This is a genomic window from Acidobacteriota bacterium (assembly GCA_039030395.1).
GTDB lineage: Bacteria > Acidobacteriota > Thermoanaerobaculia > Multivoradales > JBCCEF01 > JBCCEF01.
This window is the reverse complement of the sequence record JBCCEF010000002.1, coordinates 400033-424974: the sequence shown is the minus strand read 5'-3', so window position 1 is coordinate 424974 and position 24942 is coordinate 400033. Positions and strand designations below refer to the sequence as shown.

Genomic DNA, 24942 nt, shown 5'->3' with positions numbered 1-24942 from the left:
GGTGTCGTTTTCTCCACCGGTTAGCCGATGCTGCTCCGATTCCTCTTTCTCGCATTGCTGCTCTACCTGGTGTGGCGCGGGCTGCGCAGTTTGGCCCTGGACACCTCCCAGCGTCACCGCATGCCGCGCGACGGCGCATCGCCGGGCCCCTTCACGGAGGTCAGCGACCAGCTCGTCGCCTGCAACCGGTGCGGCGTGCGAATTCCCGCCGGCCGGATGGTGCGCCAGGGGGGGCGGGTCTACTGCTCTCAGGACTGCGGCGCCGGCTCCACCGGGCATTGAGATGCCCCCCTCCGACGATCCCTTGAGCGCCCACTCCGGCGCTCCCGCCTCTTTTGCCGAGGTCGCGGTGATGGCACCGGTGCCTTCAGCGCTGACCTATTCCGTGCCGCAAGACGCCCGGGGCTGGCTGCGCCCGGGCATGCGGGTGAAGGTGCCCCTCGGCCGACGGAACTTGCGGGGCGTAGTGCTCCGCCTGCCGGAGAAGGGTCCGGCCGGGGTGCGCCTGCGGGACATCGCACAGGTGCTCGATCGCGAACCGGTGCTGACCACCGAATTGCTCGATCTCGCCACGTTCATCGCCGGCTACTATCTGGAGCCGATCGGCGAGGTGGTGCGGTCGATGGTGGTGGGGGACCTGCCGCCGTGGGGCAACCGCCGGGTGTGGTTGACCGACGGCGGCGCCCTAAGCGCGCCAAAGGACGACGACGAACGGCGGGTGATCGAGGCCCTGCGGGAGGTCGGGAGGATTGCCTTTTCGGAATTGCGCGCCCGGGCCCCGGTTTCGAATCTGGCGGCCCTCCTCGAACGGTTGCGGGATCAAGGCCGAGTGGGCCTGGAGGAGCGCCGGGCCGCCGGCAGCACCCGCTATGTCTCCGCCGTGGAGTTGCCGCCGGGGGATCTCGCCGAACAGCTCGCGGCGGCCGGCGCCTCGAAGCCCGGCCAAGCGGTGATCGAACACCTCGCCACCATCGGTCGCCCGGCAACGGTGGAGGAGGTCACCACCGCCGTCGGCTGCCGCGCCGGAGTGGTGCGGCGGCTGGTCAAGCTCGGCATCCTGCGCAAGTTCACCCAGGTGGACCGCATGGACCTGGAGCGGCATTTCCTAGAAGGCGCCTCGGAGCGGCCGACGATCGTCCTACGACCGGACCAGCGGCAAGCCGCCGACGCCTTGGTGGCGGCGGTGGAGTCGCGGACCTACTCGCCGTTTCTCCTTGCCGGCATGACCGGTTCCGGCAAGACGGAGGTCTACCTACGGGCGGCGGATGCGGTGCTGGAACAGGGCCGGTCGGTGCTGTTGCTGGTGCCGGAGATCGCTCTGGTACCGGCCCTCGGCCAGACGGTGCGCGAGCGCTACGGCGAGCGTCTGGCGATCCTCCACTCGAACCTCGGCTCGTCGGAACGTCACCAGGAGTGGGAGCGCATCCGCGACGGCCGCGCTCGGGTGGTCCTCGGCCCGCGCTCGGCTCTCTTCGCGCCCCTCGCTGGCCTTGGCCTGGTGGTGATCGACGAGGAGCAAGACCCGGCCTACAAGCAGGACTCCGTGCCGCGCTACCACGGCCGCGACCTCGCCCTGGTGCGCGCCCGGCGCGCCGGCGCGGCGGCGGTTCTTGCCTCCGCCACGCCGAGCATGGAAAGTCGCTACAACGCCGAGGTGGGGAAGGCCCGGCGGGTGGAGCTGACCGCCCGGGCGGGGCAAGGTACTCTGCCGCGGGGCATCCTGGTGGACCTGCGCAAGGAGGCGAGGAACGGTCCCGGTTCGCGCCGCAAACCCGGCGAGATCGTCTTTTCGGACCGCCTGTTGGCGGAATTGGAGGCGTCCTTCACCGCCGGCGAACAGGTGGTGCTGCTGCGCAATCGCCGGGGCTACTCGCCGATGCTGCTGTGCCGCGCCTGCGGCGAGGACCTGCGCTGCGAACAGTGCGGCTTGCCGCGCACCTTCCACCGCCGCGAAGGATCTCTCCAGTGCCACTACTGCGGCGGCCGCCAGCGCGCGCCGGAGCGTTGCCCGGAGTGCGACGAAGAGGCCCTGGAGCCGATCGGCGCCGGCACCGAGCGGGTGGAGGAGGACTTCAAGAGAATCTTCCCGGACCAGCCGGTGGGAGTGCTGGATCGCGACTCTGCCCGGCGGCCGGGAGGCGCGGCGGCGGTGCTGGAGCGCTTCGCCCGCGGCGAGGCTCGGGTGCTGATCGGCACCCAGATGATCTCCAAGGGCCACCATTTCCCGAACGTCGGCCTGGCGGTGGTGCTGTCGGCGGATACTTACCTCAGCTTTCCGGACTTTCGGGCGGTGGAGAAGACCTACAACCTGCTGGTGCAGCTCGCCGGCCGCGCCGGCCGCGGCGAGCGGCCGGGGCGGGTGGTGATCCAGACCTTCCATCCGGAGCACTACGCCATCCGCGCCGCCCTCGAGCACGACGACGCGGCCTTCGCCCGAGAGGAAATGCGTTTCCGGCGGGAGTTCCACTATCCGCCCTTCACCCGCATGATCCAGGTGCTGTCGAAAGACCGCGACCGCGGCCGTGCCGAAGGCGCTCTGCGCCGGATCGCGGAGCGGGTGATCGCCGACTCCCGCTCCCGCACCTTCCGCATGACCGGCCCGGCCCCGGCACCCCTCGAGCGGCTGAAGGATCGCTGGCGCTTCCAGCTCCTGCTGCGGGGCGCGAACGGACGGCTGCTCCGAGAGGTGCTGAAAACCGCGCTGGAAGATGCCCCAGCAGTGGACCTCGCCGTCGATGTAGATCCCCTGCACCTGCTGTAACCGATCCAATCCCCGACCTTCCCCCCTAGCTGAGTAATAATTGTACTAATATTGAATTAAGCACAATTTTTTAAATTTCATTGTGCCGCGTCGCGAGGGCGCGGCATACAGCGAGAGGAGTTCGATATGCGGTTCAAAGCCACTCTCCGCCGCGTCATCTGCGGCTTCGCGATAGGCGCCACCTTCTTCTCGGGCCAGGCCCTGGCGGTGTCGGATCTCTTCATCCGAGACACCCCGACGGACAACGGCATGGAGCCATACTCGGGCCCGGGGCCGATCTACCTCAGCCCCGATATCTGGGTGCGCCATGAGCCCGACCCCAACCACGACCCCTACCCCTTCCCGACGGCGTCACCACCGTGGACACCGGCCGGGCACCAGAATCCCGAGTACCGGGACAGCAAGACCGGGCGACCGAACTACGTTTACGTCCGCATCCACAACCGCGGCGACCAGCCGTCCCTCGGGACGGAGCGGCTGCGCCTCTACCAGTCGAAGGCCAGCACGGGCCTCTCCTGGCCGGCGCAGTGGGTCGACAACGTGCAGTTTGCCTGCGGCGCGGATCGGCTGATGGGGATCGAGGTCACCAAGCCCCGCATCAACGCCAAAGCCGCCAGTTCCGCGGAGCGCGACGCCTACCGCGACGCTCTCATCGACATCGCCACGGATAGTCAGTTCCAGTACTCCGACGGCGTTCAGTACTGGCAGAAGCAGAACCCGATCCACGCCGGCATGGGCAATCCCGAGCACGGCAACCCGGCGTTCCTGCCGTGGCACCGCGAACTGCTGTCGCGCTACGAGGAGCGAATGCGCGAGGCGAACCCGCTGGTCACCCTGATGTACTGGGACTGGCAGGAAGACCCCCGCACCGGCAACAACATTTTCACCACCGGCCTGACCGGCTTCATGGGCGAGGCAAACGGTACCGTGGGCGACCCGTTGACGCCCCTCCAGCCGCCGACCCTGACCCGCAACGTCGCGGGTACCACCAGCTTCTTCTGCCCGGGATTCGACAGCGACACTTCGATTCTGAGCAACGGCAACTATCCGAACCTCGCGGACGACATTGAGCAAGTGCCGAACCACGACTGCGCCCACGGCTACATCGGCGGTTTCACCGGGGGAGGACAGATCAGCTTCCTGAACACCGCGGTGCACGACCCGTTCTTTTTCTTTCTGCACGGCAATGTGGACCGGCTGTGGGCGAAGTGGCAGCGCGAAGGTGCTCTGCCGGCAAGGCTCGATCCGGTGGCGGTGTACGGCTCGGACTCGTCGAATGTCCGAATCAACGCAGACATGAGCCCGTGGGACGGCGACACCGGCATGCCCCCCTGGACCGGCGCTGCCGCCTACAGCAAGACGTCGAAGCACAGCTCCGTGGTGTACCCGCCGATCTACGACGACGCGCCCCTCAACATCCCGGTCCTGCAGCCGGACGAGTCGGTGATCCTGGAGATCCCCTGGTATCCGCCCAACGTCAATGACTTCGACTGCGCCGGTCAGGCGGGGCACTTCTGCCTGCTGGCGCGGATTGAAACGTCGACCACCTTTCCCTTCGGCATGACCGTGGCCGAAGGCACCAGCGTCGGAACCAATACCGTCAACAACAACAACGTCGCCTGGAAGAACCTGACCATTGTCGACGACCTCGACGATCCGGCGGCGCTGCGCCTGACTTCCGGCACCACGGTACGCAACTTCCTCAAACAGGATGCCGTTTTCGAGCTGCTGCTCATCGACCGCACGGAAAAGCGGCGGTCGTACCTGCCGCAGGTCGCGGACCTGGACCTGATCCTGCCGGCCGATGTCCTGTCCCGCATTGACCAGCGCGATCTGCGAGACCTGCGAGTGTCCCCGAACCGCGAGGGCACCGACGTTCTGCGAGTCGTCGGACAGGAACCCCGGCTTACCGTCCCGCTAAAGCCGAACGAGTTCTTTACCGCCGAGTTCTCGGTTGACCTGACCGGCGATGACATAGCCGAAGAGCTACAGAAGGAGCTCTTTCACTTCGATCTCGAACAGCATCTGGTCAAACCCGGGAGCGATAGCCGGCCGGAGATCGGCGGGGTGAGATTCACCTTCGATTTCGCCAAGATCCAGCGGGACCTGAACACCGGGCACGTCGAGCCCGTCGGCCTGCGGATGCGGCTCGTACCCGCCGAACGCCGGCTGCTCGCCGCCGAGGTCGCAGAGAAGATCCAGCACCTTTCCGTCGGAGAGCCCGTCCGGGTCGATGTCCGCGGGCAGCATCTCGATGCCCGGCCGAGCGGTAAGCTGCGTCTCGAAGTCGACGGCAAGCAGGTCACCGAGCGGACCGGTGAGATCAACGAAGTCCTGGTCTTCGACGAGCCCGGCGTGCACACCATCGTCACCCGCGAGATCGACAAGAGCGGGGAAGTGGTGGTGGCCCGCTCGCGGGTGCTGGTGAGCGAAAGCATCCCACCCAATGCGGTGATCTTGAGCCCCGGGGTCGCCACCCACGTGCGACTCGGGGAGACCGTCGAGATCGAGGTCGATACGGAGCCCGCCTTCGGCCGAGAAGTGCGGACCGTGTCGCTCTACGTCAAACAGGATGACGCCTTTGTCACCGGTCTCAACCTGGTGGCCTCGAAGGCCTACGACCCGATCGCCAGCGTCGAGGGCGGAGGTCCCCAGACCTTCCGCTTCACCCCGAAGCAGCCGGGAATGTACATGTTCCAGATCGGAGCCGTGGACGACAACGGCGTAGTGGGAGTCTCCGGGCACACCAGCATCCACGTCAGCCGCTAGCGGCGAGGCTGGAGCCACCGTGGGCCGCCGCGGAGTTTCCCTCTTCGGTGGCCCTGCGCCCGGCGCGCCGGGCGCGGTGGCGGGGCGCGCTCTGACCTCCCTCTGGACCGGCTCTTCCGTGCCTCGGACAGCGGTGCGACTTGCTTGCGCCTCGGGTAGCAGTCTGCTACCTTGCTCTCCCTCATGCAGCCCCTCGCCGCTTCCTTCGAAGACCCCTTGCTCGATCTGCGTCAGCGGATCGACGAACTCGAGGCCATGCCCGGCCACGACAAGGAACTGGACCGCCTGCGAAACCAGCTCAAGAAGGCGACCAAGGACGTCTACGGCAAGCTCAATCGCTGGCAGAAGACGCAGGTGGCGCGGCATCCGGACCGGCCGTATACCCTCGACTACGTCGAACATCTGCTGACCGACTGGATGGAAGTCCACGGCGACCGCGCGTTCTCCGACGACGCGGCCATCGTCGCCGGCTTCGGCACCTTCCGGGGACGCTCCGTGGCGGTGGTCGGGCACGAGAAAGGGCGCGACACCAAGGAGCGCATCCGGCGCAATTTCGGCCAGCCGCGGCCGGAGGGCTACCGCAAGGCGCTGCGGGTGATGCGCCTGGCGGAAAAGTTCGGCCTGCCGGTGCTGACCCTGATCGACACCGCCGGCGCCTACCCGGGCATCGGCGCCGAGGAGCGCGGCCAGGCGGAAGCCATCGCCCGCAACCTGATCGAGATGGCCAGCCTCAAGGTGCCCATCCTCGCCACCATCACCGGCGAGGGCGGCAGCGGCGGTGCCCTGGCCCTCGGGGTGGGCGATCGGGTGGCGATGCTCGAATACGCCATCTATTCGGTGATCTCGCCGGAAGGCTGCGCCGCCATCCTGTGGAAGGACCAAAACAAGAAGCCCGAGGCCGCCGAGGCCCTGAAGGTGACGGCGCCGGATCTGCTGGCCCTGGGGGTGGTGGACGAGGTGGTCGAAGAACCCATCGGCGGCGCCCACACGGATCCGGCGGATGCCTGCCGGCGGGTGGGGGACATGCTGGAGCGATCCCTCGACGAGGTGTCGGCCCTGTCCGTCGATGAAAGGCTCGACCAGCGCTACCAGCGCTTCCGTAAGCTAGGTCATTTCACCGAAGACTAACGGCGCCTGGATTCCATGACTGACCGCGCGGAGTGGCTGCCGGCTTCCACACCGGAGCACGCCTCGGCGCTGGAATCTCCGGGAATCCCTGCCTGGATGGCGGAGCTGCTGGCACGGCGCGGGGTGGCGGACGCCGCCGAGGCCGCACGCTTTCTCAATCCCTCCCTCGATCATCTACACGATCCCTTTCTCCTCGCCGGCCTCGATGAGGCGGCGGACCGGCTGGTGCTGGCGCGGGATGCCGGCGAAGCGGTCGCCATCGTCGGCGACTACGACGTCGACGGCGTGTCCGCCACGGCGCTCTTGCTGGCGGTGCTGCGGGCTTGCGGCCTGACCGCCCACGAGATCCTGCCGCACCGGCTGAAGGAGGGCTATGGCTTCCAGCCGGTGCACGTCGAAAAGGCGGTGGAGCTGGGCTGCTCGGTGATCGTGACGGTGGACTGCGGGGTATCGTCGACGGACGCCATCGACGCCGCCAGCGAGCGGGAGGTCGACGTGATCATCACCGACCATCACCTGCCCGGCGAGGAACTGCCGCCGTCGGCGGTGCTGGTCAATCCCCGGCAGGAGGGCTGTGAGTACCCGTTTCCGGACCTCGCCGGGGTGGGTTTGGCCTTCAAGCTGGCCCTGGGCGTGGCGGAGCGTTGCGGGCGGCAGGTTCCCATCGAGGCGCTGCTGCGCATCGCCTGCCTCGGCACCATCGCGGATCTGGTGCCCCTCACCGGCGAAAACCGGGTGATCGCCGCCCTCGGACTGGCGGAGCTGGGACGCACGCCGTCGCCGGGGCTCCAGGCCTTGTTCAAGGTGGCGGGGATCAAGCCGCCCTTCGACGCCTCGGACGTCGGCTTCCGCATCGGTCCCCGGCTCAACGCCGCCGGTCGCCTGGACGACGCCGCCAGCGCCCTGGAGCTATTGCTTGCCCGCGACCGCCGTCGTGCCCAGCAGTTGGCCGAAGAACTGGACCGCTGGAATCGCTCCCGCCAGGCAGAGGAGCGGCGGGTCTTCGAAGAGGCCCTGGAGCGCCTGCGGCAGCGCGATCCCCTGCCGGCCATCGCCGTGGCCTGGGACGCCACCTGGCACAAGGGGGTGCTCGGCATCGCCGCCGGCCGCATCGCCCGGGAACTGCACCGGCCGACGCTGCTGCTGGCGGAAGAGGAAGATCGCGCGGTGGGGTCCGGCCGCAGCGTGCCGGGCATCGAGATCCACCGCTTCCTCTCCGCCTGGCAGGAGCGCCTGACCCGTTTCGGCGGCCACGCCCAGGCGGTGGGCATGACGGTACCCCTCGCCGCCCTCGCAGACCTGCGCGCGGAGTGGGAAGCGAAGGCCGAAGAGGACTGGCCGGAGGACCTGCTGCGGCCGCGCCATCGCTACGAGCTGGAACTCCCTACGGAGGCGGTGGACGGATCGTTCCTCGCTCGCCTCGAAGCGCTGGAGCCTTTCGGCCAGAGCAATTCGCGGCCCCTGTTGCGGGTCGGCCCGATGGAGCTGGTCGGCGCGCCACGCATCTTCGGCAAGGAGAACGATCACCTGTCCGCCGTCGCCCGCGGCGAGGACGGCGGACGGCTCGAGCTGATCGGCTGGCGGTGGCGCGACCGCAAGGGGGAGCTGGAGACCGCCTTCGAGGCGCTGGGCTATCTGGAGCGCGACCGCTATCGCAACGGTCCGGTCCTGCGGTTGATCGACGTGCGCCCGGCGGCCTTCCACGGCTGACGGGCAGGTTGGTGCAACCCTTGCAGGGTGCTAGAGTCAGGACCGGCCGGAAGCGCACTCTCAGGCCATAGAATAGGCCCTCCATGGCGTCCCCTACCTCCAGCTATTTTTCGCGCTTGCGCCGCTTGGTCCTCCTTCTGGGACTGGTGTTGCTGGCCGCCCTGGTTTGGCTCTTCGCAGCGGGCCGCAGCAGCGATGAGCTGCCCGTCGCTTCACCGACGGAAGAGGCCACGGCGGGACCCTCCGGCGACACCACCCTCCTCGGCGAAGGCTTCGAGTTCACCCAGAGCGAGAAGGACCGCAAGGTCTTCCACATCGCCGGCGAGTCGGTGCGGGTGCGAGACGGCCAGAAAGTATTGCTGGACGGGGTCCATCTGACCTTTTTCGATGAGGATCAGGTGGCCTACCACGTGTTCGCCGACGAGGCGAACTTCGACTACGGCACCCGCGATGCGCGTCTCACAGGCAATGTGCGCCTGAGCGGCCCGGAGGGCATGACCCTCACCTGCGACGGCCTACTGCTCAAGAACCGCGGTCGTCTGGCGGAGAGCATCAGCCCCGTGGTGTTCACCCTCGGCGGCGTCTACCAGGGCCGGGGCGACCGCCTGCGGGTGCTGTTCCCACAGGACCTCCTGACCCTCTCCGGCAACGTCCGCCTGACCGGCCAGCAGGAAGTGGCGCCGATCATTCTCACCGCGCAGAACCTGTACCTGGAGCGGCCCCGGCAGCAGATTCGAGCCACCGGCAACGTGATTCTCAAGCAGGGACCCAATCTGCTGCGCGGCGGTCGGGTGAACGCCTTTCTCTCGGAAGACGAATCGCGCCTGACCTTCCTGCGCGCCCGCTGGGACGTCTCCGGTCACTGGCTGCCGGCCAGCACCCCCGCCGTCGCCTCCGGCGAACTGCCGACGGACCTTCGCTTCACCGGCCGCAGCGTGTCGGTAGTGATGAACGAAGCCGGCACCGAGCCGGCGAGCATCGAGCTGGAAGGCACTCCGGTGGAGCGCGCCACCCTCATCTCCCGCAGCACCGCCGGTACCATCCAGACCCTCGACGCCTCGTACCTGGTGGCGCGTTTCCAGGGACCCGCTGGACGCTACGTGGAAGCCTTCGGCCGCCCGCATCTGGTGGAAACCCTCGTCGGCGACGACAACACCCCGCTACGGCAGATCGACGGAGACCGGTTGCGGGCCACCTTCGACGTCGAGGGCGAGCTGCGCGAGTTGACCGCCGGCCCGGACGTGGTGCTCAAAGACCCCACCACCGAGGCCACCGGCGACCGGCTGGTCTACAGCGAGGAAGGCGCCGCGGCGGAACTCTTCGGTGAGCCGGCGGTCGCCCTTTCCGAACGCGGTCGGCTCGAAGCGCCGCGTTTGACCTACAACCGCACCAACGGTCTGCTGCACGCCGATGGCGGCGTGGTCTGCGAGTTCGAGAATTCCGAGGAACTGGGTTTTGGGGACACGCCTCTCGGCGGCGGCGAAGAGGAGGGGCCGGTGCGGGTGGAGTCCGCCGAAGCCTTCTTCCGCGACGAGCCCCGGGCGGCGATGTTCCGCGGCAAGGCCCGCGCCTGGCGGGGCAGCAGCTTATTGCTCGCCGACGAGTTGCGGGTGGATGCGGAGCCGCAGGGCGGCGGCGACGTGCTGACCGGCCGCGGTTCCGTCAAGACCTTGTGGGTGGACTCCGCCTCTGGGCAGGCGCCGGTGGAAGTGACCTCGCGCCAGGTCGAGTACCGGCAAGCTGCGGGCGAGTTGCGCTACCGCGGCCAGGTGCGAACCCAGCAAGGCGGCCGCACCCTGGCCTGCCGCGCCCTCGACCTGGCCCTGACGGAGTCCGGCGAAGCGGAATCGATGACCTGTGTGGACAACGTGCGGCTGGTCGACCCGGCGAGCGATCACCGCGCCGAGGGCTCCCGGGCCTACTATGATCTGGTGGCGAAGACCATCGACTTGCGCGGCGATCCGGCGAAGCTGATCAAGGGAGACGGCGCGGAGGTCGAAGGCAGGCGGGTGGTCTATGACATCGAGGGCGGTCGCGGACGGGTGATGGCGACGGACGAATCGCAGCCCACGGCGCCGGTCGTGCCGACGGATGCAGTAGCCGATGGAACCGGCGGAGAAGGGGAGCGATGAGCGGTGAGCGGCCGACCAAGGTGCTGCGGACGGAGAGCCTGCGCAAGGTCTACCGCGCCCGGGCGGTGGTCGAGGACGTCTCTATCGAGGTGGGTCCCGGCGAGATCGTCGGCCTGCTGGGGCCCAACGGCGCCGGCAAGACCACCACCTTCTACATGGTGGTAGGCCTGACCCCGCCGGACGCCGGCCAGGTGTTTCTGGGCGACGACGAGATCACCGACCTGCCGATGTACTTGCGCGCCCAGCGCGGCATCAGCTACCTGCCACAGGAGCCGTCGATTTTTCGCAAGATGAGCGTCGAGGACAATCTGCGCTGCATCTTCGAGACCCTCGACCTGGCGCATGCCGAGCAGGAGCGCCGTATCGACCAGTTGATCCAAGAGTTCGGACTCGCCAAGGTTCGCAAGAGCCCCGGCTATGCCCTCTCCGGCGGTGAGCGGCGGCGGGTGGAGATTGCCCGGGCGCTGGTGATCAACCCCTGGTACATCCTGCTGGACGAACCCTTCGCCGGCATCGACCCCATCGCCGTGCTCGACATCCAGGGTATTATTCGGCACCTGAAAACGATGGGCATCGGAATCTTGATCACGGACCATAACGTGCGGGAAACATTGAAAATAACTGATCGCGCTTATATCATCAACAGCGGTGGCATCCTGCGTTCCGGAGCCCCCGACGACCTCTCCCGGGACCCCCAAGTGCGCAAGATCTACCTGGGTGAGGAGTTCCAGCTCTGACCCTCCGTCCGACAACCCGTATGAATCCCGAGCCGCTGCAGGCGACCCCTCCCGGAGCCTCCTCGGCCGGCTGGATCACGACCTCTTCAGGTCATGGTTCGGTGGATTGGTACCGCGACAAGAGTCCCTTCCCATGGCGCTAGAGCAAAAGCTATCGCTCAAGCTGTCGCAAAAGCTGGTGATGACGCCGTCGCTCCAGCAGGCGATCAAGCTTCTGCAGATGACGCGCATGGAGCTGGAGACCCTGGTCACCCAGGAGCTGGTGGAGAATCCGGTCCTCGAAGATATGGAGATCCGCCAGGAAGCCGAGGACAAGAAAGAGGCCGAGGCCGAAGAGGCCAAGGAGGGGCAGGTCGAAGAGGGCGACTCGATCGAAAACATCGATCTCGATGCCTTCTTCGGCGAAACCTGGGAGAGCGGCGGCTATCCCTCGATGCGAGAGCACCGCGAGGACTTCCGGCCGGAAAACAACCTCACCGTCGAGCCGGACCTCTACGATCACCTCCTGTGGCAGCTCCACATGGCCGAGACGGAACCCATCGAACGGGAAATCGCCGAGGTGATTATCGGCAATCTCAATCCTGAGGGCTTTCTGGTCGCCACCCTCGAGGAGCTCTGCGACTCCGGCTTCGAACGGGACGACGAGGGTTACCGGGAAGAAGATGTGCTGGCGGCCCTCGATCGAGTACGCTCCTTCGACCCGCCCGGCATCGCCTGTCGGGATCTGCGGGAGAGCTTGCTGCTTCAGCTCCAGCGGCAGGAGGAAGGCGAAGATTCGCTGGCCTACCAAATGGTGCGCGATCACTGGCAGGCTTTCCTCAAGCGCCAGTTCCCGGCCATCGCCAAGACCCTCGGGGTGGCTCTCCAGGAGCTCAAGCCGGCGGTCGACCGCATCAAGAGCCTGGAAACCCGGCCGGGCCGGCGCTTCGGCAATGAGCGAGCCCACTACATCGAGCCGGACGTCCATGTGCACCGGGTCAGCGGCGAGTACGTCATCCAGATCAACGATGACGGCCTGCCGCGGCTGCGGGTGAGCCGGGCCTACCGCTCGATGCTCCAAAAGATGAAGCACGATTCCTCGCAGACCGAGGCCAAGCAGTACATCAAGGAGAAGATGCGCTCCGCCCTGTGGCTGATCAAGAGCCTCGACCAGAGACAGCGCACCATCTACAAGGTCGCCAACTCGATCGTCGCCCAGCAGCGGGAGTTTCTGGAGCACGGCATCGATCACCTGCGTCCGATGGTCTTGCGGGACGTGGCCGAAGACATCGGCATGCACGAATCCACCGTCAGCCGAGTGGTATCGAACAAGTACATCCACACGCCGCGAGGCGTCTTCCCGATGAAGTTCTTCTTCCACAGCGGCATTGACCGGGAGTACGGCGAAAACATTTCGTCGCTCACTGTCAAGCGCAAGATCCAGCACATGATTGACGCGGAAGACCCAAAGAAACCGCTGTCCGACAGCGAGTTGATGCGGGTTCTCAACCGGGAAGGAATCCAGATCGCCCGGCGGACCGTCGCCAAATACCGCGACGAGCTGTCGATCCCCTCTTCCACCGAGCGAAAGAAGATTTTCTAGCAGGCGGCTGAAAGGACGATGAAAATGAATTCAGCACGCCTGCTAGATTCTCTCTTTGAGGGGGCTAGGCGCCCGCACGCGGTCCGCCCGTCGCCCGAAAAGAAAGTTTTTCGGGCTCACCCCGTCCACGGCGGCCAAGCCGCCGCCGAGCCCTCCGGGCTCGGTCCCAGGCAGGGGCAGTCCTTTTTCCCGCCGGAGGTAGTCGATCCACCGTAATAGGCGAAAGGAGCCGATGAACGTCGAATTCGTAGGGCGCCACTTCCACCTCAGTGAACGCATTCGAGAATTCACCACGGCAAGCTCGAGAAGGTCGAGAAGTTCTTGCAGGATCCGGTAGATGCACGGGTCACCTTGGCAATCGACAAGGACCGGCAGATCGCCGAACTCTTCATCACCCACAAGATGGGCCTGCTCAAAGCACGGGAAGAGTCTCGCACGATGGAGGAGGCGGTCCAGCTTGTCGTGGACAAGGTGGAGACCCAGGCCCGGCGCGGCGCCGAGCGTTTGAAGGACCACCGGCGGCGCGGCTCGGAGCCCATTCCCCACGGCGCCTGGCCGGTGGACGTGCTGGAGATGAAGGCCGACGAAGGGCCGCGCATCATCCGCTCCAGTCACCTCCGCATCAAACCGATGGCGGTGGAGGAGGCGGCGCTGCAGCTCGAAAGCAGCAAGAATGACTTTCTGGTGTTTCGCGACGCGGAATCCCAGCGCCTTCAGGTGCTCTACAAGCGGCGGGACGGCAATTACGGTTTGATTGCCCCGGAACTCTGAAGGCGGCCCAGTAACGACCAGCTCAAACCTGCGAAAGAACGGCTAGATATGGATTTAGCGGCGTTGCTCGACCCCGACCTGATCTTCCCCGGTCTGCACGGCAAGGACCGGGAGGCGGTGCTTCGCTCGGTGGCGGACCATGTGGCCGTCGCCGGCCGAGTGCCGGATGCGCAGTCGTTCTTCGACGCTCTCCTCGAACGGGAAGGCCTAGGCTCCACCGGCATCGGAAACGGCGTCGCCGTGCCGCACTGCAAGCTCAAGGGGGTTGGCGAACCGGTGCTGGCGGTGGCGGTGACCCGCCGCGGGATCGATTTCTTCGCCGTCGACGGCGAGGTCGTGCAGGTGCTGTTCGTGCTCGCTTCGCCGGAGAAGGACCCGGTGCAGCACCTGCAGGTGCTGGCGGCCATCTCCCGTTGGGTGCGTCATGAGGAGAATCTCCAGGCGCTGATCGACGCCAACGACCGGAGCGAGATCTTCGAGCTCCTGCGGCGGGAGAGAACCGAAGAACCGGAGCCGGTGCCTTGACGGAGCCGCCGCAAAAGAATCCGCCGGAGGCGGGCACCACCCGTGTGCCGGTGCAGGATCTCCTCGGCGCCGCCCTGGACGAGCTGCGGCTGGAGATCCTGGCCGGCGGGAGTCACCTCGACAACGAGATCATTCACCCCCGGGTGCAGAAGCCCGGCCTCGCCTTCGCCGGCTACTACGATTACATCAAAACCGGCCGGGTGCAGATCATCGGGGCCAGCGAAACGGCCTACCTCGAAACCCTAGACCGCATCACACGGCACGACCGCTTCGACCGCATCACCGCCCTTGATGTTCCAGTCTTCGTGATCACCAAAGGCATCGAGCCACTGCCGGGGTTCCTCGATCTGTGCATCGAGCGCGAGGTGCCGGTGCTCGGCTCGTCGGCCATGTCGTCGACGGTGATCAAAGAGATCAGTTGGTTCCTCGAAGAGCGCCTGGCTCCCACCAGCGCCCTGCATGGGGTGCTGATGGAGATTTTCGGCCTGGGGGTGCTGCTGATCGGCAACAGCGGCGTCGGCAAGAGCGAATCGGCCCTTGACCTGATCACCCGCGGCCACAGTTTGGTGGCCGATGACCAGGTGACCGTCAAGCGCTTTCCGAGCGGCGAAGTGGTGGGATCGAGCGTCGGGCCGCTGCACCATCACATGGAGCTGCGCGGGGTGGGCATCATCAACGTGCAGGACCTTTTCGGCCTGGCCGCCGTGCGGGAACGCAAAACCGTCGACCTGGTGGTCGAGCTGGAGGCTTGGGTCGAGGGCAAGGCCTACGATCGCCACGGCCTCGACGAATCCCTCTACGACATCCTCGGTATCCCGATTCCATACTTGCTGATGCCGGTGGCCCTTGGCCGCAACATCTCCGTGCTGGTGGAGATCGCCGCCCGCAACCATGTGCTGAAACTGCAGGGGCACGACTCTGCCCGTGAGTTCGCCCGCACCCTCAACTACGAGATCGAACAGAATCGCCGCCAGCTCGAAGCGGCCCGGAAGCCGCCGCGATGAACGGCTCGGAAACGAGTCCCCGCGCCGACAACCGCGCCCGCTTGGTGCTGATCACCGGCCTATCCGGCTCTGGCAAGAGTTCGGTGGCGAAATCCTTCGAGGATCTGGGCTTCTACACCGTCGACAATTTGCCCTTGCCGCTGCTGCGGCAGTTCTTGAGCCGGCCGTTGGAGCTGGTGCAGGGACATCGGCGCATCGCGGTGGTGGCGGATGTGCGCGCCCCCGGCTTCGCCGAGGAGTTTCCCGGCCTGGTGCGCGACATCGACCGCCAAGTGGTCGAGCCGACGTTGTTGTTTCTCGAGGCATCGGATGAAGCGCTGGTCCGCCGCTTCTCGGAGACCCGCCGGCCGCACCCCCTGGCCACCGACCGGGCGGTGATCGAAGGCATCCTCCGAGAGCGGGAGCTGATGGGGGAGCTGAGGGCGATGGCGGACCGCGTCTACGACTCAACCGAGTGGTCCGTGCACGACGCCCGGCGCCAGGTGGCCGAAGACTTCCGCGGCGAGCGGTCGTCGCGCATCGCCATGCTGGTGTCAGTGACCAGCTTCGGGTTCAAGCACGGCATTCCCTACGGGACGGATTTGCTGTTCGACGTTCGCTTTCTGCCGAATCCCTACTTCGTTACCGGCCTGCGGGAAAAAACCGGCCTCGAAGAGCCGGTGCGGGAATTCCTGCACGGCGACGACGACTTTCATGAGCTAGTGGAGCGCCTGACGAACCTTCTGATCTTTTTGCTGCCGCGTTACCGCCAAGAGCACCGCAGCTATCTTTCCGTCGGCATTGGCTGCACCGGCGGCCGTCACCGCTCCGTAGCGGTGACCGAGGCCCTCGCCCGGCGCCTCGAACAGGCGGACTGGACCACCCGCGTTGCGCACCGCGACATCGAACGGTAGAGTAGGGCGGTAAATAGGCGTAAATCTTCTCAACCCCGTACTCGCTTTGACCTTTGGGGTCCAAGCGAAAGGCCCTTCGAAATGATCGGAACCCTCATTCTCACCCACGGCGGCATGGCTCGCGAGCTGCTCGAAGCGGCTCGCAAGATCAATGGCTCCTTGGCTCAGTTCGAAGCGATCTCTTTGTCCTGGAGCGCCACCATGGATGACGCCCGGCGGCGGGTGGAGGAGTCCCTCGACCGCCTGAACACCGGCGAGGGCGTTTTGATCCTCACCGATGCCTTCGGCGGCACTCCGTGCAACATTGCCATGTCCTTTCGCGCTCCCGGCGTGGTCGAAGTGATCGGAGGCGTCAACCTGCCGATGGTCATGCGCCTGGCATGCCTCGGCAATCTGCGGGAGGAGACCCTCGACGAAGCGGCCCACTGGCTGGCGGAGAAGGGGCAACAGAGCATCTGCGTCGGCAGCGACCGAGAAGCGGCCTGCGCCCCGCCACCCTGTCCGCAGACGGACGATGACCGCGCACAGGTAAAGGAACACGGAGAGGCAGGGAAGAAGGCGTGATCGAACGGCAGGTCGAAATCGTCAATCGCCTGGGTCTCCACGCCCGGGCGGCGGCCAAGTTGGTGCACTTCGCCAACACCTTCGACAGCCGCATCACCCTGGCCAAGGACGGCCAGACGGTCGACGCCAAGAGCATCCTGGGCATCCTCCTCCTGGCCGCCGCCCAGGGCACACAAGTGGTGCTGCGGGCGGAGGGGGAGGACGAGTCCGCGGCGGTTGAGGGCCTGGCGGCGCTGATCGCCAGCCGCTTCGGAGAAGAGAAGTGAGCGGAAACAGCAGGGGCGCAGATGCGAGCGAGATGCAGATCCTGAACGGCATGGGAGTCTCCGGCGGCGTCGCCATCGGCCAGGCGGTGTCGATCACCAATCGCATTGGCGAGGTCTATCGCTTCTCCCTGGATGAGGAGGCGGTGGACGCCGAGGTCGCCCGCTTCGAGGAGGCCCTGCTGCGCACATCAGCGGAGATCGAACGCATCCAGAGCAACGTTGACGGCGACCTCGGTGAAGAGATGGCGACCATCTTCGACGCCCACCTGCTGATGCTCAGGGATACCTCTTTCACCGGCCGGGTGGAGGACGAGATTCGCCGCAACCGGGTGAACGCCGAATGGGCCGTGTACCAGGTGGCGGGGGAATTGGAGGAGCGCTTTCAGCAGATCGAGGACGAGTACCTGCGTGAGCGCCACCAGGACATCCGCGATGTGGGGCGCCACCTGATCCGGGTGCTCGATGGGGTTTCCCACCATGAGCTATCGGAGATCGAGGGCGATGTGATCGTGGTGGCGGACGACCTCACCCCGGCGGACACCGTGCGTTTGGGCCGCGAGGGAGTGGTGGCCTTCGTCATCGAAACCGGTAGCCGCACCTCCCACACCACCATCATCGCCCGCTCCCTGAACATTCCTCTGGTCGCCGGCCTGCACGGCATTCACGACCTGCTGACGGACCAGGATCCGCTGGTGGTGGACGGCGGCGAGGGGGTTGTGATCCTCCATCCGTCGAAGGAGGCGCTGTCCCACTACCGCGAGCGGCGGCGGGCGGCGGTACGCCACGAGGAGGCGATGCTGGCCACCCGCGCCCTCGAAGCGCGTACCCAAGACGGGCAGGCGGTCCATTTGATGGCGAATATCGACCTGCCCGAGGAACTGGACGACGTCATCCGCTTCGGTGCCGCCGGTGTCGGCCTCTACCGCTCGGAATTCCTCTACATCGAGAAGAGTCCCGCTCAGCCGACGGAAGAAGAACACCTCGCCCTCTACCGCCAGGTGGTCGAAACAGCGGCGCCACATCCAGCGATCCTCCGCACCTACGATCTCGGCGGCCGTAAGCTGGCGCGCGAGATGATGGACACCCGCGAGGAGAATCCGGTACTCGGGCTGCGCGGCATCCGCCTGACCCTCGGGTTACCGGAGGTGTTCCGGGTGCAGCTACGGTCGCTCTTCCGGGCCACCGCCTACGGCGACCTGTGGATTTTGCTGCCGCTGATTTCGAACGTCGATGAGATCCGCCGGTTTCGCGCTTTCGCTGAGGAGGTGCGCGCGGAGCTGATTGCCGAGGGACACGAGCTGCCGGCAACCTACCGTCTGGGCGCGATGATCGAAGTACCGTCCGCGGCCTTGAGTGCCGATGTGATCGCCCGCGAGGTGGATTTCTTCTCCATTGGCACCAACGACCTGATCCAATATTCCCTTGCCGTCGACCGCAACAACGAGCACGTCAGCCACCTCTACCAGCCCCTCCATCCGGCCATCCTGCGCATGCTGCGACGGGTGATCGAGGCGGCTCGCGAGGCCGACATCGAGCTCTCCCTGTGCGGCGAAATGGCGAGCGACCCACGCTACGCTCTGCTGCTGATCGGCATGGGCTTGCGGCGCCTGTCGATGAACGCCCGGGTGGTGCCGACCATCAAGACCCTGATCCGCGAAGTCGACCTCCAGGAACTTTGCGCCCTGGCCGAGCGGTGCATCGACCAGGCCACCGCCGAGGAGGCGGAAGAAATACTGAACGCCTTCGTCCGGCGCTCCCGGGTTGCCGCGTCGTCCTAGCCGCGATCCCCGGGCGCCCCACGTTGCGATAGGCTCCGGGTCATGTACCCCCGATTCTTCGCTGTTCCGCTCCTTCTTCTGCTGCTGACGGGTTGCTCCAGCTCCTCCGTTGAGAAGCCGTCCACGCAGCCGGATGCCGCGCCTGCGCAGGATCAGTCCATCGCTCCGACCTCCGGCCCACTACCCGAGGAAACGGGGGCCACCGAAACCACCGACGGTGAACAGACGGCGAGCGCACGGCAGGACGACCCCACCCTGATCACCCTGGGCCAGCCGGAGCGCGCGAAGCGGCCGTTGACCCTGGCGGAAGCTTCGGCCCGTGCCCTCGAAGAGCGCCGCCGGCGCGGCCTGGAACGGCTGCCTTCCGGACCGGTGATCACCAACGAGAATCTTTCGGAATTCGCGGCCGAGGGCCAGGTCACCTTTTCGCCCGACAGCACCTCCGCCGGAGGCACCACCGACCCCGCGGGCGCCGCCGAAGATTCCCGGGAAGCCTTTTGGCGGAGGAAAGTGCGCGAGATCCGCACCGCCTGGGCCGACGCCCACGAGCAGATCGGAATTCTCGAAGAAGAAGCCGCGTCGCTCCGCTGGCGTTTCTATGCCGAGGACGACGGCTATTTCCGAGACGAGCGGATCAAGCCCGAGTGGGATCGCACCCTCGATGCACTCCGGCAGGCCCGGCAGGACGCCCGCGAGCACGAAGAGCGGCTGGAAGAGGTCCTCGAAGGGGGCCGCCGTGCCGGGGCCCTTCCGGGCTGGCTGAGGGAAGGGATAGAGTTGGAGCCGCAGCGCGAGGCAGAGGACGACTCGCAGCCGCGCCGGCAGGACCCGATTCCGCCCCCGATCTACGATCCCGACGGCCTCGATTTCTAGTCCCGGGGAAGCCAGGACCCAGAACCATGACCGAATCTCGACCCCCCTCGTTGCCCACAACCGGCTCGCCGGCGGCCCCTCCGCGGCGGTACTTCATCGAAACTTGGGGCTGCCAGATGAACGAGCTGGACACCCAGCGCATGGCCGGCCAGCTCATGCAGGAGGGCATCCTGCCCACCCGCCAGGTGGCGGAGGCCGACATTATTCTGCTCAACTCCTGCAGCGTGCGGGAGAAGGCGGAGCAGAAGGTCTTCTCCCGCCTCGGCGTGTACCGCAAGTTCAAGGACGAGAAGCAGAACCTGCTGATCGGTCTGTGCGGCTGCGTGGCGCAACAGGTGGGCGAGCGGGCCCTCAAGAAGGTGCCGGAGCTGGACTTCGTGCTCGGACCGGCGAGGGTGGGGGAGCTGTCCACCATTCTGGCCCGGCGCCGCGCCGGCGAGCGGGTGGTCGCCACCGGCTTCCCGGACGAACGCGCGTACGCTTTCGACTCGATCTCGCGCTCCGGCGAGTACAAGGGCATGGTCACCATCATCGAAGGCTGCAACAAGAAATGCACCTTCTGCATCGTGCCGAGCACCCGCGGTCCGGAACGCAGCCGGCCGATGAAAGAGATCCTCGCCGAAGTTCGCCACCTGCTGGACTTCGGTTTCATCGAGATCGAATTGCTCGGCCAAACGGTAAACCACTGGCGCGAGCCGCCAGGCGGAGAGCACGAAGGCGCCGACTTCGCGGACCTGCTTGACGCCGTGGCCTCGACTCCCGGCCTGGAGCGCCTTCGCTTCCTCACTTCCTACCCGAGGGACTTCACCCCCCGCATGGTGGAGCAGATGGGGCGCCACCCGAACATCTGCAACTACCTGCACCTGCCGGTGCAGTCCGGCTCCAATCCGGTACTGCGGCGAATGGGCCGCGGCTACACGGTGGAGGCCTACCGCGACCTCGTGAACCAGCTCCGCGCGGCCCGGCCGGACCTCGCTCTGTCAACGGACCTGATCATCGGCTTTCCGGGCGAGACGGAAGAGGACTTTCAGCAGACGATGCAGCTCGTGGAAGACGTGCGCTTCGGCTCACTCTATGCCTTCAAGTACTCCGTGCGGCCGAAGACCGCCGCGCCGAAGTTGGATCAACACGTCGATCCCGAAGTCGCCTCCCGCCGACTTCAGGAACTGTTCGACCTCCAGGCGGAGATCCAGCGCGGCCTCAACGACGAACTGGTCGGGCAGACCTTCGAGGTTCTGGTGACCGGCTGGGGCAAAGAGCCCGGATTCCAGACCGGCCGCACCCCCTGCCACCGCATCGTGCATTTCCAGGCCGGTTCCCAGCCGGCTGCCCTCGGATCGCTCACCGAAGTCACCATCGAGCAGGCCCTTCCACACAGCCTAGTGGGTCGGTCTCGCGTCGCGGCCTAAAACTCTACGATCTCCACTTTCTCGCTACGGACTGCCGCGAGAACCAACGGTCGTCAATCCCAGAAATCGACCTATCCTGTCGGCGCGCCGACATTCCCGCCTCCCTTTTCCCTTGACGGTGGAGAAGGGTACCTCCACAATAGATCGATGACCGACTCTCCCGACATGGTGAGGCCAAGGAACGGCGACTCCACGGAGATCCGAATGGAGATCCGCGGGCTCATCCTGGATCCCTCGTCCAACAGTCCCATCGTAGTTTTGCGCGATGAGGACAGTCAGGTGTTTCTTCCGATTTGCATCGGACTCTTCGAAGCCAACGCCATCGCCCAGCGCATCGAAAAGGCCGAGACGCCTCGACCGATGACCCACGACCTTCTCGCCAATGTACTCTCCCACCTCGAAACGGTGGTGGAGAAGGTCGTCATCTCCGATCTCCAGGACAACACGTTCTTCGCCCGGATCCACCTCAGGGGATCCGCGGAACCGGGCACTGAGGGCTCCGAAGTCGATTCGAGACCGAGCGACGCGATTGCCCTGGCGGTTCGAGCCGAAGCTCCGATCTTTGTGCTCCGCGAGGTACTCGAGAAGGCCAAGGCTCTAGACCTGGCTACGCCGGAGTCCGACGAAGAGAAGCTTCGCAAGTGGCTCGAAGACTTGGATCCGGAAGATCTCGGGAAATACGAGATGTAGATTTACGAACATCAATCTAAGCCGTTCAGAATCAAACAATTAGGATCATTGTCGGCGCGCCGACAATCGTTTTCTTCGCCTTGACCCTCCGCAGCCCATCGCTTACACTCCCGCCCTGCCCATGATCATCGCAATCACCAACCAAAAAGGCGGCGTGGGCAAGACCACCACCGCCATCAATCTCTCCGCAGCGCTGGCTCAGAAGGGCTTGAAAACCCTCCTGGTGGACCTCGATCCCCAGGCCAACAGCACGATGTCGTTCCTCGAACCGAAGATGAATGCCTCCAACGTCTACGAGGCCCTGACGGAAGACGACATCCACCTGTCGGACGTTCTCCGTTCGGTGGAATCGCAGGAGAATCTGTGGGTGGCACCGTCCGGCATCTCGCTGGCAAAGATCGAAGCCAAGCTGATCGGCGAACTGGACAGTCACTACCGGCTGAAGGACGAGATCCAGTCCCTTCGAGACCGCTTCGACTTCATCATCTTCGACACGCCTCCCACCCTCGGCATCATCACCGCCAATGCGCTGGTGGCGGCAACGCACATTCTGATCCCCGTGCAGGCGAGCTACTTTGCCCTGGAAGGCACCCAGGATCTGCTCGACACGATGGACAAGATCAAGGTGCGGGCGAATCCTGAGCTCCAGATCCTGGGGGCGCTGATCACCCTCTACGACAAGCGCACGGTGCTCTCGCGGGACATCCAAGAGCAAGTGAGGGAGGTCTTTGGCGACCGGGTCTTCGACACCATCATCACCAAGAGCGTTCGCCTCGAAGAGAGTCCAGCTCACCGTCAGTCGATCTTCACCTTCTCGCCACGCTCCAGCGGCGCCTACGAGTACTACCGTCTATCGGAAGAAGTGGTCAGCCGCGTTTAGACCTTACGAATCTCAGGAGGAACGATGGCCGAGCCGAAGCGAGGGTTGCCAGGACGCGTCAAACTGCGACATACCCAACATTTCGTGGAAGAGCTGGCGACCCGGCATGAGACCCCCGTCGGTCGCATGATCCAGCTTTCGATGATCGAGCCGGATCCCCTCCAGCCGCGTAAGTCGATGGGGGAGCTGGACGAGTTGATCCAGTCGATCCGCGACAAGGGTGTCCTGGAACCCATCCTCGTACGGCCGATCGCAGACGCTGACGACGCGGACGCCCAGGAAGCGAGTTTCCGCATCGTCTCCGGTGAACGCCGTTTCCGCGCCGCTCAGGCGGCGGGGCTCTACGAGATCCCAGCAATCGAGATGGACCTCTCGGAGGACGAGGCCCTCGAGATCGCACTGATCGAAAATCTCCAGCGCAAGGACCTGACGCCCTTCGAAGAGGCCGAAGGCTACCGCGCCCTCGCCGAACGCCACGACTACACCCACGAAGCGATCTCCGAGGCGGTGGGGAAGTCCCGGACGGTGATCACCGAGAGCCTCTCGCTCCTCCAGATTCCGCCGAAAGTTCGCACCACGGCCCACGCTCTGGGGATTCAATCCAAGTCTCTACTCCTCGAACTTCTCAAGGCCGGGGACGAGGACGAGATGATCAAGCTGCTGGAAGAAGTCGCCACCCGAGGGCTCACCAGAGACGACCTTCGCAGCCGCCTGCGTACCCCCAAGAAAGCCGCTGGCACCCGAAAATCCAGTGTCCCGAAGCCTTACGTCTTCAAATTCAAGGCTCCGGACAAGACCTACTCCCTCTCCCTGAGCTTCCGCCAAACGGAAGTGGAGAAGTCGGACCTCATCCAGGCCTTGGAAACCATTCTCGGGCAGCTCCGAGACGAAGAAAGCTAGTAGAGCTTCGGACCTCTGCGACCGAAGCATCAGACGTCAGACGTCTGAGAGCGGTTCGGGTTGGGTCCCTGCGAGACGCGGTGCTCGAACTCGCCGGATCGGGTGCCTACCGCTTCAGCTAGGCGATTGAACGCACCGCAAACCGCCGCCCCGAACATACGTGCCAGCTCAAACAAGCTGCGCTCCGCGTCTCGCAGGGACCCAACCCGAACCCACCACCGAACGAGGTCGACGAACCCAATCCAAAAGGAACCACATCGCACCCCACTCTAGAAGCAACGACCATTCACGTTCCAAGAGAATCAGAACGCCCCGGGGACCCAAATATGCAGGTTTGGGCCGGGGTTTCCGGCTGCTGAGCGCAGAGTCTCCGAGCCTCAAAGGCCTCGCAAAGCCAAACCACCAGCCGCTCGAGCTCGATGAACCCCACGCCAAGAACGATCCTATGCGTGCTTCAAATGTCTCTCGTGTCTGAAGAACCCCGTCACAGGTACTCTAGAACCCAAGAACCAGGCGGGGAGCAGGAACTGGGTTCGCATCTCTTCAGTCGGGGTTCCCACCCACGGAGAGCAGCGTGTCTGAGCCTTGAGGACATCCGAATCGGAGAGGTCATTGACAACGGTATCCGCAAACGACGCCGGGGTATCGATCCTATGCGTGCTTCAAACCTCGCTCAAGTCGGAAGAATCCCGTCACAGGTAGTCCAGATCCCAAGAGCCGGCAGGGGAAGCAGGAACTGGGTTCGCAGGTTTTGGGTCGGGGTTCCCGCCCACGGAGCGCAGCGTGTTTGAGCCTTGAGGGAGTCGGCATCGGAGAGGTTGCTGCCAGAGGGTAGCCGCAACGACGGCGGGATAACGATCCGGCGAGTTCGAGCACCGTGGGCGGGAACCCCGACCCAAAACCGGTCTCCATCTCAGCCCCAACTTTGGGCATCAAAACAAAGCCGATCTCACGCCAAATCCAGATATAAGTTTACATAATATATCTTATCGGACTCAAAATATGGGCCGCAATTGGCAAGGGCATGCCTCTTCAGCAAACCTCAGTTCGAAGCCGGACCTCGCACCTCAGTCGCCCCTCGAAGTTCCATCGAGACTCTGTTGCTCATGCGGAGAAAGCACCTCACGCACCGCGGCCGTGTCGTAGAACGATCGAATCTCCTGGATCGCTCCATCCGCGACGCGCACCCAATCGCAGGTGTCGACCACACCCTTGGGCGTCTCATTCTCGAAACGGATGGCCGCCCGGTCACCGTCGGCGATCACGTCCTTGATCGTCAGAGCCATGACGCTCTTGCGAGCCATCGGCTCAATCGCGGCCAGGTACGGCTCTCGTCCTTCGAAACGCCCGAACGGACTGGTGTGCACAAAATCCGGCGCAAGCTTCTCCCTCAACCAATCCAGATCCATCCGAATCCACGCCTCGATCCACCCGACGGCCAACTCGGCGGCCTCTCCGGTCTGCCTCATCGAACAACCCTACCCTTCCCTGTTCCTTGTCGGTCAACGAACGACCAGTCTAACCCCGGCGAATCCAACGGTCTCGAAGGCTGGCTTTCCGTTGGGCATTA

21 protein-coding genes are annotated in these 24942 nt (G+C 65.3%); 20 read left to right on the top strand and 1 reads right to left on the bottom strand.

What is annotated here, in order from left to right; translation table 11 throughout:
• Positions 1-27: 27 nt before the first annotated feature.
• The 20 genes from AAF481_04190 (at position 28) to AAF481_04095 (ending at position 23372) form a co-directional block, all read left to right on the top strand.
• Positions 28-282, top strand: coding sequence for a PP0621 family protein (locus tag AAF481_04190; GenBank protein ID MEM7480351.1), 255 nt, complete (start codon positions 28-30; stop codon positions 280-282).
• 1 nt (position 283) lies between these two features.
• Positions 284-2761, top strand: coding sequence for a primosomal protein N' (gene priA, locus AAF481_04185; protein MEM7480350.1), 2478 nt, complete (start codon positions 284-286; stop codon positions 2759-2761).
• A 126-nt stretch (positions 2762-2887) separates the two neighbouring features.
• Positions 2888-5530: a tyrosinase family protein gene (locus AAF481_04180; GenBank protein ID MEM7480349.1), complete on the top strand. Its 2643-nt coding sequence runs from the start codon at positions 2888-2890 to the stop codon at positions 5528-5530.
• A 183-nt stretch (positions 5531-5713) separates the two neighbouring features.
• Positions 5714-6658 carry an acetyl-CoA carboxylase carboxyltransferase subunit alpha gene (locus AAF481_04175; GenBank protein MEM7480348.1) on the top strand — a complete coding sequence of 315 codons (945 nt, stop codon included), beginning with the start codon at positions 5714-5716 and terminating at the stop codon, positions 6656-6658.
• Between the two features lie 15 nt (positions 6659-6673).
• A complete protein-coding gene (recJ, locus tag AAF481_04170; GenBank protein MEM7480347.1) occupies positions 6674-8368 on the top strand; it encodes a single-stranded-DNA-specific exonuclease RecJ in 1695 nt (564 codons plus the stop codon).
• A gap of 83 nt (positions 8369-8451) precedes the next feature.
• Positions 8452-10500 (top strand): LptA/OstA family protein, encoded by a 2049-nt coding sequence (locus AAF481_04165; GenBank protein ID MEM7480346.1) that lies wholly within the window; start codon positions 8452-8454, stop codon positions 10498-10500.
• Positions 10497-11237 (top strand): LPS export ABC transporter ATP-binding protein, encoded by a 741-nt coding sequence (lptB, locus tag AAF481_04160; GenBank protein MEM7480345.1) that lies wholly within the window; start codon positions 10497-10499, stop codon positions 11235-11237. The genes AAF481_04165 and lptB overlap by 4 nt, the downstream gene beginning before the upstream one ends.
• A 133-nt stretch (positions 11238-11370) precedes the next feature.
• A complete protein-coding gene (gene rpoN, locus AAF481_04155) occupies positions 11371-12819 on the top strand; it encodes an RNA polymerase factor sigma-54 (protein ID MEM7480344.1) in 1449 nt (482 codons plus the stop codon).
• A gap of 285 nt (positions 12820-13104) precedes the next feature.
• Entirely contained in the window at positions 13105-13590 is a 486-nt protein-coding gene (locus AAF481_04150; protein MEM7480343.1) for an HPF/RaiA family ribosome-associated protein, read from the top strand.
• A 48-nt stretch (positions 13591-13638) separates the two neighbouring features.
• Positions 13639-14115: a PTS sugar transporter subunit IIA gene (locus tag AAF481_04145; GenBank protein MEM7480342.1), complete on the top strand. Its 477-nt coding sequence runs from the start codon at positions 13639-13641 to the stop codon at positions 14113-14115.
• Complete coding sequence (gene hprK, locus AAF481_04140; GenBank protein ID MEM7480341.1) at positions 14112-15119, top strand: HPr(Ser) kinase/phosphatase; 1008 nt, start codon at positions 14112-14114, stop codon at positions 15117-15119. The genes AAF481_04145 and hprK overlap by 4 nt, the downstream gene beginning before the upstream one ends.
• Positions 15116-16012, top strand: coding sequence for an RNase adapter RapZ (rapZ, locus tag AAF481_04135; GenBank protein MEM7480340.1), 897 nt, complete (start codon positions 15116-15118; stop codon positions 16010-16012). The genes hprK and rapZ overlap by 4 nt, the downstream gene beginning before the upstream one ends.
• Before the next feature lie 81 nt (positions 16013-16093).
• Entirely contained in the window at positions 16094-16576 is a 483-nt protein-coding gene (locus tag AAF481_04130; GenBank protein MEM7480339.1) for a PTS sugar transporter subunit IIA, read from the top strand.
• Positions 16573-16842 (top strand): HPr family phosphocarrier protein, encoded by a 270-nt coding sequence (locus AAF481_04125; protein ID MEM7480338.1) that lies wholly within the window; start codon positions 16573-16575, stop codon positions 16840-16842. The genes AAF481_04130 and AAF481_04125 overlap by 4 nt, the downstream gene beginning before the upstream one ends.
• A gap of 32 nt (positions 16843-16874) precedes the next feature.
• Positions 16875-18620: a phosphoenolpyruvate--protein phosphotransferase gene (gene ptsP / locus AAF481_04120; protein MEM7480337.1), complete on the top strand. Its 1746-nt coding sequence runs from the start codon at positions 16875-16877 to the stop codon at positions 18618-18620.
• A 42-nt stretch (positions 18621-18662) separates the two neighbouring features.
• Entirely contained in the window at positions 18663-19493 is an 831-nt protein-coding gene (locus AAF481_04115; protein MEM7480336.1) for a hypothetical protein, read from the top strand.
• 26 nt (positions 19494-19519) lie between these two features.
• Positions 19520-20902 carry a tRNA (N6-isopentenyl adenosine(37)-C2)-methylthiotransferase MiaB gene (gene miaB / locus AAF481_04110; GenBank protein ID MEM7480335.1) on the top strand — a complete coding sequence of 461 codons (1383 nt, stop codon included), beginning with the start codon at positions 19520-19522 and terminating at the stop codon, positions 20900-20902.
• 147 nt (positions 20903-21049) lie between these two features.
• Complete coding sequence (locus tag AAF481_04105) at positions 21050-21592, top strand: bifunctional nuclease family protein (GenBank protein MEM7480334.1); 543 nt, start codon at positions 21050-21052, stop codon at positions 21590-21592.
• A gap of 121 nt (positions 21593-21713) precedes the next feature.
• Positions 21714-22472 carry a ParA family protein gene (locus AAF481_04100; GenBank protein MEM7480333.1) on the top strand — a complete coding sequence of 253 codons (759 nt, stop codon included), beginning with the start codon at positions 21714-21716 and terminating at the stop codon, positions 22470-22472.
• A gap of 24 nt (positions 22473-22496) precedes the next feature.
• Positions 22497-23372 carry a ParB/RepB/Spo0J family partition protein gene (locus AAF481_04095; protein ID MEM7480332.1) on the top strand — a complete coding sequence of 292 codons (876 nt, stop codon included), beginning with the start codon at positions 22497-22499 and terminating at the stop codon, positions 23370-23372.
• Between the two features lie 1067 nt (positions 23373-24439).
• Here AAF481_04095 and AAF481_04090 read toward each other — a convergent pair.
• On the bottom strand, positions 24440-24841 hold the full coding sequence (locus AAF481_04090; GenBank protein MEM7480331.1) for a nuclear transport factor 2 family protein: 402 nt from the start codon (positions 24839-24841) through the stop codon (positions 24440-24442).
• Between the last annotated feature and the right edge of the window lie 101 nt (positions 24842-24942).

Coding starts and splice junctions, on each gene's coding strand:
- AAF481_04175 (MEM7480348.1), top strand. CDS start 5,714: ATGCAGCCCCTCGCCGCTTCCTTCGAAGACCCCTTGCTCGATCTGCGT.
- lptB (MEM7480345.1), top strand. CDS start 10,497: ATGAGCGGTGAGCGGCCGACCAAGGTGCTGCGGACGGAGAGCCTGCGC.
- priA (MEM7480350.1), top strand. CDS start 284: ATGCCCCCCTCCGACGATCCCTTGAGCGCCCACTCCGGCGCTCCCGCC.
- AAF481_04190 (MEM7480351.1), top strand. CDS start 28: ATGCTGCTCCGATTCCTCTTTCTCGCATTGCTGCTCTACCTGGTGTGG.
- AAF481_04090 (MEM7480331.1), bottom strand. CDS start 24,841: ATGAGGCAGACCGGAGAGGCCGCCGAGTTGGCCGTCGGGTGGATCGAG.
- AAF481_04095 (MEM7480332.1), top strand. CDS start 22,497: ATGGCCGAGCCGAAGCGAGGGTTGCCAGGACGCGTCAAACTGCGACAT.
- AAF481_04105 (MEM7480334.1), top strand. CDS start 21,050: ATGACCGACTCTCCCGACATGGTGAGGCCAAGGAACGGCGACTCCACG.
- ptsP (MEM7480337.1), top strand. CDS start 16,875: ATGCAGATCCTGAACGGCATGGGAGTCTCCGGCGGCGTCGCCATCGGC.
- AAF481_04130 (MEM7480339.1), top strand. CDS start 16,094: ATGATCGGAACCCTCATTCTCACCCACGGCGGCATGGCTCGCGAGCTG.
- AAF481_04180 (MEM7480349.1), top strand. CDS start 2,888: ATGCGGTTCAAAGCCACTCTCCGCCGCGTCATCTGCGGCTTCGCGATA.
- AAF481_04100 (MEM7480333.1), top strand. CDS start 21,714: ATGATCATCGCAATCACCAACCAAAAAGGCGGCGTGGGCAAGACCACC.
- AAF481_04165 (MEM7480346.1), top strand. CDS start 8,452: ATGGCGTCCCCTACCTCCAGCTATTTTTCGCGCTTGCGCCGCTTGGTC.
- AAF481_04145 (MEM7480342.1), top strand. CDS start 13,639: ATGGATTTAGCGGCGTTGCTCGACCCCGACCTGATCTTCCCCGGTCTG.
- recJ (MEM7480347.1), top strand. CDS start 6,674: ATGACTGACCGCGCGGAGTGGCTGCCGGCTTCCACACCGGAGCACGCC.
- rapZ (MEM7480340.1), top strand. CDS start 15,116: ATGAACGGCTCGGAAACGAGTCCCCGCGCCGACAACCGCGCCCGCTTG.
- miaB (MEM7480335.1), top strand. CDS start 19,520: ATGACCGAATCTCGACCCCCCTCGTTGCCCACAACCGGCTCGCCGGCG.
- AAF481_04115 (MEM7480336.1), top strand. CDS start 18,663: ATGTACCCCCGATTCTTCGCTGTTCCGCTCCTTCTTCTGCTGCTGACG.
- rpoN (MEM7480344.1), top strand. CDS start 11,371: ATGGCGCTAGAGCAAAAGCTATCGCTCAAGCTGTCGCAAAAGCTGGTG.